Source organism: Candidatus Binatia bacterium (assembly GCA_026415395.1).
In the GTDB taxonomy this organism is placed as follows: domain Bacteria; phylum Desulfobacterota; class Binatia; order HRBIN30; family HRBIN30; genus HRBIN30.
Genome location: JAOAHD010000001.1, coordinates 125,933 through 134,552 on the forward strand (window position 1 = coordinate 125,933; position 8,620 = coordinate 134,552).

General features: G+C 60.1%; 9 protein-coding genes. 4 read left to right on the forward strand and 5 right to left on the reverse strand.

What is annotated here, in order from left to right; genetic code table 11:
* Window positions 1-5: 5 nt before the first annotated feature.
* The gene (locus N3C12_00525; protein MCX8070922.1) at window positions 6-887 is read right to left on the reverse strand and encodes a decaprenyl-phosphate phosphoribosyltransferase; all 882 of its coding nucleotides are present in this window, start codon (window positions 885-887) and stop codon (window positions 6-8) included.
* Between the two features lie 275 nt (window positions 888-1,162).
* Between N3C12_00525 and N3C12_00530 the strand changes: the two genes are divergently transcribed.
* Window positions 1,163-2,260, forward strand: coding sequence for a 2-dehydropantoate 2-reductase (locus N3C12_00530; protein MCX8070923.1), 1,098 nt, complete (start codon window positions 1,163-1,165; stop codon window positions 2,258-2,260).
* Between the two features lie 53 nt (window positions 2,261-2,313).
* Here N3C12_00530 and trxA read toward each other — a convergent pair whose 3' ends face one another.
* The gene (gene trxA / locus N3C12_00535) at window positions 2,314-3,165 is read right to left on the reverse strand and encodes a thioredoxin (protein MCX8070924.1); all 852 of its coding nucleotides are present in this window, start codon (window positions 3,163-3,165) and stop codon (window positions 2,314-2,316) included.
* Between the two features lie 74 nt (window positions 3,166-3,239).
* Between trxA and N3C12_00540 the strand changes: the two genes are divergently transcribed.
* Window positions 3,240-4,169 (forward strand): DMT family transporter, encoded by a 930-nt coding sequence (locus N3C12_00540; GenBank protein MCX8070925.1) that lies wholly within the window; start codon window positions 3,240-3,242, stop codon window positions 4,167-4,169.
* Between the two features lie 50 nt (window positions 4,170-4,219).
* Window positions 4,220-4,924 carry a hypothetical protein gene (locus N3C12_00545; GenBank protein MCX8070926.1) on the forward strand — a complete coding sequence of 235 codons (705 nt, stop codon included), beginning with the start codon at window positions 4,220-4,222 and terminating at the stop codon, window positions 4,922-4,924.
* 53 nt (window positions 4,925-4,977) lie between these two features.
* On the opposite strand, the gene N3C12_00550 is transcribed toward N3C12_00545, so the two are convergent.
* Both N3C12_00550 and N3C12_00555 read right to left on the reverse strand, forming a co-directional pair.
* Entirely contained in the window at window positions 4,978-5,184 is a 207-nt protein-coding gene (locus tag N3C12_00550) for a hypothetical protein (GenBank protein ID MCX8070927.1), read from the reverse strand.
* Between the two features lie 54 nt (window positions 5,185-5,238).
* A complete protein-coding gene (locus N3C12_00555) occupies window positions 5,239-5,523 on the reverse strand; it encodes a helix-turn-helix transcriptional regulator (protein MCX8070928.1) in 285 nt (94 codons plus the stop codon).
* Between the two features lie 436 nt (window positions 5,524-5,959).
* Here N3C12_00555 and N3C12_00560 point away from each other — a divergent pair, with 436 nt between their 5' ends.
* Window positions 5,960-7,147 (forward strand): D-alanine--D-alanine ligase, encoded by a 1,188-nt coding sequence (locus tag N3C12_00560; GenBank protein ID MCX8070929.1) that lies wholly within the window; start codon window positions 5,960-5,962, stop codon window positions 7,145-7,147.
* A gap of 99 nt (window positions 7,148-7,246) precedes the next feature.
* Here N3C12_00560 and N3C12_00565 read toward each other — a convergent pair.
* A partial coding sequence (locus tag N3C12_00565) for an Ig-like domain-containing protein (protein ID MCX8070930.1) occupies window positions 7,247-8,620 on the reverse strand: 1,374 nt, incomplete at its 5' end.

Genomic DNA, 8,620 nt, shown 5'->3' on the forward strand with positions numbered 1-8,620 from the left:
GTCCTTCAGCCCCAGTATAAGAGCAGCACGCACACGAGGAGCCAAAGAAAAATATCCACGAGCAGGGGCCGATCGCTCAGCAAGAGCTGAGTCGGATTCCCTCCTTGCTCACGCTGGTGGACCAAGTACAAGTAACGAAAGATGCCAAACAGGACGAAGGGAATGGTGAGGTAAAGCTTGTCCGTGCCGAGTTTTTCGCGCACTTCCGGCGATGCCGTGTAAATGGCGTACGCCACCACCGTGGACGCAGTAACGACACTGATCATTTGGTCGAGGAAGTACGGGCTGTACTCGCGCAAGCTCGCGCGGTGCTCGGTAGCACGTCCCTCGAGCAACACCAACTCGTGGCGGCGCTTGGAAAAGCCGAGAAAGAGCATCAGCAAGAAGGTACAAACGATGAGCCAGGGCGACACTGCGACTTGGATGACCACCCCGCCTGCCGCAGCACGAATGGCAAAACCGGTGGCAATGGCCATCACGTCTAAAATGACCATCTCTTTCAGCACCAGCGTGTACAGGAACTGCAACGCCAAGTATGCGAGCAGCAAGCCACCAAAGCTCCAGCCTAGTGCGAAAGCGAGACTCAATCCCCCGCCCATCAACACCGCTGCCAGCACGTAAGCGTTGCGTAACGCTATTCGCCCTGAAGCCAACGGTCGCGCGGCTTTTTCGGGGTGTTGGCGATCGCGATCGATGTCGCGGATGTCGTTCATCACGTAGGCCCCACTGGCAGTCAAGCAAAACGCGATGAAGCCGAGCGTCACCCATAACACGCTCCACGGATCGAACAAATGCTTCGAGAAAATCAAAGCGGCGTAAACAACCGTGTTCTTCACCCATTGATGCCAGCGTACGAGCTGGAGGTAGTCCGCCGATGTGGCACGCATCAGGGCCTGCGTTCCCCGAGATAAGGTGCGAGAAGGACCAGGCGATTCGTCCCGTTGTCGTGCTCGCTGCACCAAGGCCACGTCGGCTGTACTGAGCACGCCCGCACTGCGCTTGCAAGCACAACAAATGGCATTTGCTCGCCGTTGGCCCTTTCTTTACGACCCCTGGCAACCACAAGTGGTCCGCAACCACACGCGCTGAGCGATTCCCCACCCCTGGCACCCTTGCCCTCCATCCAGCGCGTCGCCATCATGCAGGGCACGGCGAGGACAGGATGCGAACAGGCGAGCACCGGATTGCATTGCTAGGTTGTGGTGGGGTGGGGGGCACGCTCGCGGCATACCTTGCGCGCCAAGGGAAAGCGGAGCTTTCCGTCGTGACCCACAATCCCGCCATTACGCGGCGGGTCCGCACCGAGGGCTTAGAACTTCGCGAGCGCGGGGCCGTACTCAAGGAAAAAATCCATGCCGTCACCACTCTCGATGAGTTGGAGGGGCAGTTCGATTTCATTTTTCTCGCCATGCAGCCGCCACAACTCGAGGACGCCGTGCTGCAAGCTCGCCACCGGCTGAGCCCACGTGGGGCGTTCGTGGTGTTCCAAAATGGGCTGTGCGAGCAGCGTGTCGCGGCGCTTGTTGGACCTGAGCGGGTTATCGGGGCCATCGTGGCTTGGGGTGCATCGATGGTCGAACCGGGGGTGTGCGAGCGCACCTCGCCTGGCGGCTTTACAGTCGGCACGCTCGGGGCCACTCCTCATCCTTTGCTCGCGGAGCTCTGCCGCTACCTCGAACGCGTCGGACCAGTGAGACAAACACAAAACCTACTCGGCGCCCGCTGGAGCAAGCTTGCCATCAACTGCGCAATCAGCTCGCTCGGAACCATTGGCGGAGAACGCCTGGGCGTGCTGCTCCGTTACCGTTTCGCGCGCCGTCTAGGCCTCGAAGTAATTACCGAAGCCGTTGCCGTCGCCCGGGCGCTAGGGATCCGGTTGGAAAAGGTGGCCGGCACGATTGATTTACACTGGGTGGCGCTCACTCCTGGAGAGCGATTTCAACCAGGCTCAGCTTCGTTGCTCGCGAAGCACGCTTTGCTCCTCGCTGTCGGTGCCCGATTTCGACGGCTGCGTTCATCGATGTTGGCTGCCGTCGAACGCGGGCGCGAACCGGCTGTCGATTTCATAAATGGCGAGGTGGTCCGGCACGGAGCCGCCGTTGGCGTACCGACACCACTCAACGAACGGGTGGTGGCGGCGGTGCACGATATTGCTCGCCGTAAGATCGAGCCCTCGGTTCGCTCCCTGTATGCGCTTTACCAGACGACGATGAACCTCCGCTCGACGTCAGCGAGCACAGAGCTTTCGGCCAGCCTCTAGGGCCGAACCCACACCGCCGTGACCATGGCGGCACTGCGTGATAACGCTGTGGTCTAAGCAAACAAAATTTTCGCGAGTTCCGAGCGGTAGTGTTCCACCAGTTCGTTGCCACTGCCCAACACGTTGAAAATATCCACCATCGTCTTGCGCGCCGCTTGGTCGTGAAAGTCCCGGTTGCGCCGCACGACCTCGAGCAAGATTGCCAGCGCCTCTTCGTACCGTCGTTGTGCAGCCAACAACTGACCCAGCTGGAGCTGCGCTTCCAAATCGCCAGGGTTTTGCGTCAACCGCTCGCGCAGCTCTTGCTCGCTCGCCGTCACCCCTTCCTGTAACCGGATCTCTGCGAGGAGTCGTTCGGCTTCGTTGCGGTAAGGACCAGGCTCCACTCGCTCCAGCAGTTCCCGCGCCTTCTCTTTATCGCCGCGCTGGAGGTAAATGCGCGCCATACCCACTTGCGCTGCCCCATGCGTTGCGTCCTTCTCCAGCGCCTGCCGGAATAGTTGTTCCGCCTCGGTAACCTTTCCAGCCGCAAGGCGTGCCATACCTTGCGCTGCTAGCCGATCGGCATCGCTCGGCAACAATCGGGCTAAAAACTCGCGCACCGCCGTCTCAGGAAGTGCTCCGACGAAATGCGACACCAGTTGGCCATCGCGGATTGCGACGACCATCGGAATGCTTTGTACGCGAAATGCTTGCGCCAAAAGCGGGTTCAAATCCACGTTCACCTTGGCCAAAACGAACTGGCCACGGTACTCGGCTGCAAGCCGTTCGAGCATCGGGCCCAGGGTGCGGCAGGGGCCACACCATGGGGCCCAAAAATCGACGACCACAGGGAGCGAGCGCGAGCGCTCGATCACTTCTTTTTCGAAAGACTGCTCGTCGACCTCAATCACGAAGGCATTCATGAGTGAGCACCGTACTGAGGGAACGACAGGCGCGCAACTAGACGCGTAGGATTTCCAATGCTTCCGGAGGACCCATGGCGCGGCAAATCCACACCGGAACTTGGCAGCAAGGGTTGGCGCTGGCCTTGCTCGGAACAGCGCTTTGGGGCCTCACGCCAGCAGCGACCAAAATGAGCTTGCAAGCTGCCGATCCGGACACCGTTGCCTTTGCTCGGTTAGCCATCGCCACAGCGGTGTTCCGCGCCCTTCGGGCCCTGCCTCTCCGAGTTGTGTTGGCCAACCGTTGGACTTGGGTTGCTGGCATGGCCCTCGCCGCAGACTTCCTACTGTATTCGCGCGGGCTGGAGCACACGAAGGCAAGCGCCGCCGCCGTGCTCGTTTGCGTCGAACCGGTGGCAACCATTGCATTAGCGGTGTATCTGCTCCGCGAGCCCTGGAACGTGCATCGCGCTCTCGGCTCGGTGTTTACGCTCAGCGGTGTCGTGGTTGCGGGCCTTCACGGCGTCGCTGATTCCGATGCTACGGGCCACTCAACTTTGAGAGGCAACATCCTCGTGGTCACGGCCGCAATTCTGTGGAGCATTTACGCGGTGGCCCAGCGGAAAACCCTCGTCGATCACGATTGGGCCTCGCGCCTCCACGCAATTTTCTTTGTGGCCAGCTTGGGCACCTTGCCCTTTGCTCTGGCGGAGCCCAGGCTCAACTGGCATGCACCTGCGCACGCATGGATGTGGTTGGGCGTGCTCGTCCTGCTGTGTACTGCAGGGGTTTACATCGTTTACGCACGAGCCCAGCGGCTACTCGATGTGAGTGTGCTCTCGCTGCTGCTCGCGGGCATTCCGGTCCTCAGTCTGATCTTCGCCTCTTTGCTGCTGCAGGAGCCTGTGACCGCCCCTCTCGTGGTTGCCGGACTGCTGGTGTTTTCCGGGGCGATCGTTTTAGCGAGCGAGCCTTTTCCAGGCGCTGCACGCTCAATCAAACAGGAAGTAACTCAATCGCATTGAACGCCAAAGCGGAAGTTTTCTACAGTCCCCCCAAGCGAGGAGAGTGAAGCGTGGATTGGCTACTGGCAACCTGGGTGATGTACCGTCGCGTCTTTTCGCGTGCGGCGGTGCTCGCCGTAAGAAATTGGCCAGTGCTCCTTACGGCGTTTGTGTACGGCGGCCTCAGTACGGCGGCTGCTTGGGTGGCGATGTGGGTCGGGATTTTAGGGGGCATAATCGTGTCGTTGGTATCTGCAGCCTGTGTGAGCTCCTTCCTGCACCTGGTCGAAGTGATGATCCAAAGTGGTCGAGTGAATTTGGAAGACTTCCGCCGTAGCTTTGGCATGTACTTGTGGGACGTTGTTGGGCTCTCTTTCCTCGCTTGGCTGTTCTTTACCTTCGCTACACCGTTCCTTCTCTCACTGCCCCAAGGACAAGCCTTCCTTCTCTGCGTACAAATCGCCCTCTTCGTGTTTTTCAATGCGGTTCCTGAGCTCATTTATCTCGGCCGCACGCACCTCTTGGACTTACTCGCGCAGAGTTATCGCTTTATCAGCAACAACTGGATCGAATGGCTCCCGGCGAATGTTGTCGGCGCGGCTTTATTCGTACTGTTGTGGAATATCCCCTGGCCACCTGCGTTGAGCTGGCTCCCTGTCCTCGCAACACCGCTGTTGGCTTACTTCTTTATGGTGATGCGCGGCTTGCTCTTCCTCGAACTTTACAACAGCAGCCAGCGTGGGCGCATTTTTCGCTATCGAGCAGGCTACCGGTGACTTGGGGCAGGCCGGGAGGGAGAGCCTGCCCCAAGGGTGGGAGGGCGACTCGCTCAGGCAAGTCGCGGTTTCACCGGTGTGGCGGGGAGGGAAGGTGGGTCCCCGCAAGGCCGTGCCAGCAGGCTTAGCGCCCTCCGTAGCAACAAAGCCACAAACGGTGAGATGGCTAACGCCAGGGCAACCAGGATACCGGCAGTGAGGAGCGACGCGTCATACTCCCAAGCTAGCGGCAGAATCCGTGTGAATTCATAAGTGGTCATCGTGACACCGATCCTTTCTCTTCTTCTGATGCAATGAACCTCCAACCCAAAACCTCAACCCTCGGCTTGTGCCCCAATGAGGGATCGCACGGGCGCGGCATGCGATGACGGGAGGAGGGTTCGATCGCTCGCATCCGCACCCAGGAACCATTCCATGGGCTTGCCCGTGTACAGGGCAATGCGCAGCAGCACCGGTGTGCTCGGAATACGCCCGTTGAGGTAGTTATAAAGTGCAGAGAGACTTACCCCGATGTCGTAGGCAAACGCTTTCGGCTCGTCGGCAACCACCTCGCGTAACCGGGCGGCAAAAACTTTTCGATCGACCGCAATCCGTGTCATTTCTGTTGTCCTCCTCTTCCGATCACTCGTGTTCGCCTTGTTCTGCGCGGCCAAAACAAAAGGGCCACCGGAGTTTGCCTCCGGTGGCCCTTTTTCACTCTGCAAAGTCGGGATGCTTCTTAGGTCCTAACCTCCACAGGGTCGCCACCGGAGGCATCGTGTTGGTCGGTGCGCGTCATCGCCCAACACGGCGGCACGTTACACGCACAGGCGCAGTTGCGACGCGTCGTGGCCAGCCCACGGACTACGGCAGCTTTACTGCGGAGCGTGCCAAACTGTGCTGCGTGCCGAATCATGGTGACCTTTTCCCTTCTGCTTTTGCCTCGGAAGTTTTGTACAACCCTACTTTTGTGAAGCCCTACTATGATTGCTTTCCGCACTTCGCGCAAGGGCTTTCGTTTCCACAATTGTGGGAAGCGTATCGGCACGAGAACAAATGCCCAGATCCCACAGCCGGCTGCGCCACGGGCTGCGGGACGTAAGAGACTATGGTACAGGCCGGGTCAAGAAGGGGTCGCTCGTGAAGGAGAAACTCAAGAACGTCGCTGTGCTCTTTGGCGGAAAATCCGCAGAACATGAGGTCTCGGTGCGCTCCGGGATGACCGTGCTTCGAGCATTACGGGATGCTGGTTATCACACTGTACCCATCGGCATCGATCGCTCCGGGCGGTGGTTCCTGGTGGATGACGCTATGCTTGGGGGCATTGCCGAGGCAGGGGCAGTCAGTGGCGAAGGGGTGCGTGTTGTGATCTTACCCGGCGAAATCCCCGGCTTGCGACCCGCAAACGCGACTGCAGGCGATGCGGCCATCGCAATTGACGTCGTGTTTCCGGTGTTGCACGGACCCTTCGGCGAAGACGGCTGTGTTCAAGGAGTGCTCGAAATCCTCGGTCTTCCCTACGTTGGCTCTGGGGTTCTCGGATCGGCGATTGGCATGGACAAGGAAGTCCAAAAGCAGTTGTTGCATGCTGCCGGCCTACCTGTGGTGCCCTACACGGTCGTGCTCCAAAAGAACTGGGCGCAGACACACGCCGAACTTTTGGCGTGGGCAGAGGCGATTGGATACCCCGTCTTTGCCAAGCCAGCTAATCTCGGCTCGTCCGTGGGTGTGAGCAAGGCGGCGGACGCCGCCCAGCTCACCGCTGCCGTAGAGCACGCATTCGGGTTCGATCGTAAGGTCATTGTGGAAAAGGGTTACCCAGTGCGGGAAATCGAGTGCGCCGTGTTAGGCAATGACGAACCCGAAGCATCCGTGCTCGGAGAGATTCGTCCGCGACACGAATTCTACTCTTACGAAGCCAAGTATGTAGATCCCGCTGGCGCGGAGCTCATCGTCCCCGCGCCGGTCCCCGAGGGCGTGGCCACCCGCGTCCGCACAATCGCTTGCGACGTCTTTCGCCTCTTGCAATGCGCGGGCATGGCGCGGGTGGACTTCTTTCTCGTGAACGAAGACACGGTCTTCGTCAACGAGGTGAACACCATTCCGGGTTTCACCAGCATCAGCATGTACCCTCGCTTGTGGGAAGCGACCGGCGTTCCGCTGCCTGAGCTCGTGCACCGACTGATAGAGCTTGCGGTCGAGCGCTCTGCCGCTCGCTCGCGGTTGAGCCTACGGCCGAACTAAGACCGAGGTCATTGGCTTTCACTGGTACGGTCAAAGAGAGATCGGGGGAGACCCCCGAAGGGGCCTCCCCCAAACCTGGCTGCCGCGGGTCGCTCCAGGTTACGGCAGAGTGATCGTTTGCGTGGTCGTCACGAGTGAGTTCGCGGCGTTCCTCACGCGAGCGCGCACCTGGATGCTGGTGTTCGCCAGGCCATTCAGGTACTTCACGCAGGTCAGGGCGTCACCCGGCTGCGGGACGATGGTCAAACTCCCGGTGTTACAAGGTGCCTCAGCGTTGGTGTATCCCGGACTCGTGATCGACACACCCGGAGTCGGCGTCGGCAAGCTGAACTCCACTGGAACTCCGTCAGGCACCGGATTCCCGAACGTATCGGTCACCAGAGCGCTTACGATCACTGTTCGAGTGCCATCACCGTTGTCATTGAACAGGGGCAACGGCAGGCTCAGGGCAATTTGCTGAGCGTCCGGAGCACCGACGTTGAGGAACGCAGTCACGCTTTGTCCCACGTTGTCCGTAATGTTGAGCGTGAACGCTCCGGCTTGATTTCCGCCGGTTATGGTGAACGTTCCTCCCGAGGTGAATACCGGATTCGGGCTGATACAGAGGTTGCCACCTGAGGGGGCGATCGTGAACGGCGGGGCGCCGCCAGTCACGGTGAAGGTAAGCTTCGACCCAGTGCAGCTCGGGCTTCCGTTCGTTCCCACCCAGACAAAGCCAGCGGGAGGTACCACCACAGGTGCAGCAACTGTAGAAGTGGGCGTCGAGGTCGGAGTCGAAGTCGAAGTGAAGGTTCTCGTCGGGGTCGGAGTGAAGGTGGCCGTGGGTGTCAGGGTCGCCGTCGGTGTGGCCGTCGGCCGCAAGTCGAGCAAAGTGATAGTGCGGATATCCTCGATGTAGCCTCCGGGCTGGCTTGGTGCGCTCACCCGTGCACGGATCTGCACCGTCTGCCCTTGCATCGTCGACACGTACTTCACGCACGACAAGGCATCACCCGGTTGCGCGTTCACCTGGAAGCTCAACCGGCAATTCGGTGGATCGCCAATCAGTGCCGGACTCGTCACCGACACTCCCGCCACCGGCGTCACCAGCGAGAAGTTCACCGGTATCCCGTTCATCGCTGCTACACCACTGGCGTCGGTGACCAGCGCCGTGATCACGATGGTGTACGTGCCATCACCGTTGTTGGTCACACCCAGGATGTTCTGCTCGATCTGGATGAACCGTGCCTCCGGGGTCGGAGTCGGAGTGACCGTCGGAGTCGAGGTCCGAGTTGGAGTCAGCGTCGGAGTCAAAGTCGGGGTCAATGTCGGCGTGAACGTCCGCGTTGCCGTCGGTGTCGCCGTCGGCCGCAAGTCGAGCAAGACGATGTCCTTGAACGCCTCGATGTACCCCGGAGCCGTGGGGATCGACACCCACGCGCGCACCCTCACGGTCTGCCCTTGCAATGCCGAGGCGTACTTCACGCACGACAA

Coding starts and splice junctions, on each gene's coding strand:
- N3C12_00525 (MCX8070922.1), bottom strand. CDS start 887: ATGCGTGCCACATCGGCGGACTACCTCCAGCTCGTACGCTGGCATCAA.
- N3C12_00550 (MCX8070927.1), bottom strand. CDS start 5,184: ATGACCACTTATGAATTCACACGGATTCTGCCGCTAGCTTGGGAGTAT.
- N3C12_00540 (MCX8070925.1), top strand. CDS start 3,240: ATGGCGCGGCAAATCCACACCGGAACTTGGCAGCAAGGGTTGGCGCTG.
- trxA (MCX8070924.1), bottom strand. CDS start 3,165: ATGAATGCCTTCGTGATTGAGGTCGACGAGCAGTCTTTCGAAAAAGAA.
- N3C12_00560 (MCX8070929.1), top strand. CDS start 5,960: ATGCCCAGATCCCACAGCCGGCTGCGCCACGGGCTGCGGGACGTAAGA.
- N3C12_00555 (MCX8070928.1), bottom strand. CDS start 5,523: ATGACACGGATTGCGGTCGATCGAAAAGTTTTTGCCGCCCGGTTACGC.
- N3C12_00530 (MCX8070923.1), top strand. CDS start 1,163: ATGCGAACAGGCGAGCACCGGATTGCATTGCTAGGTTGTGGTGGGGTG.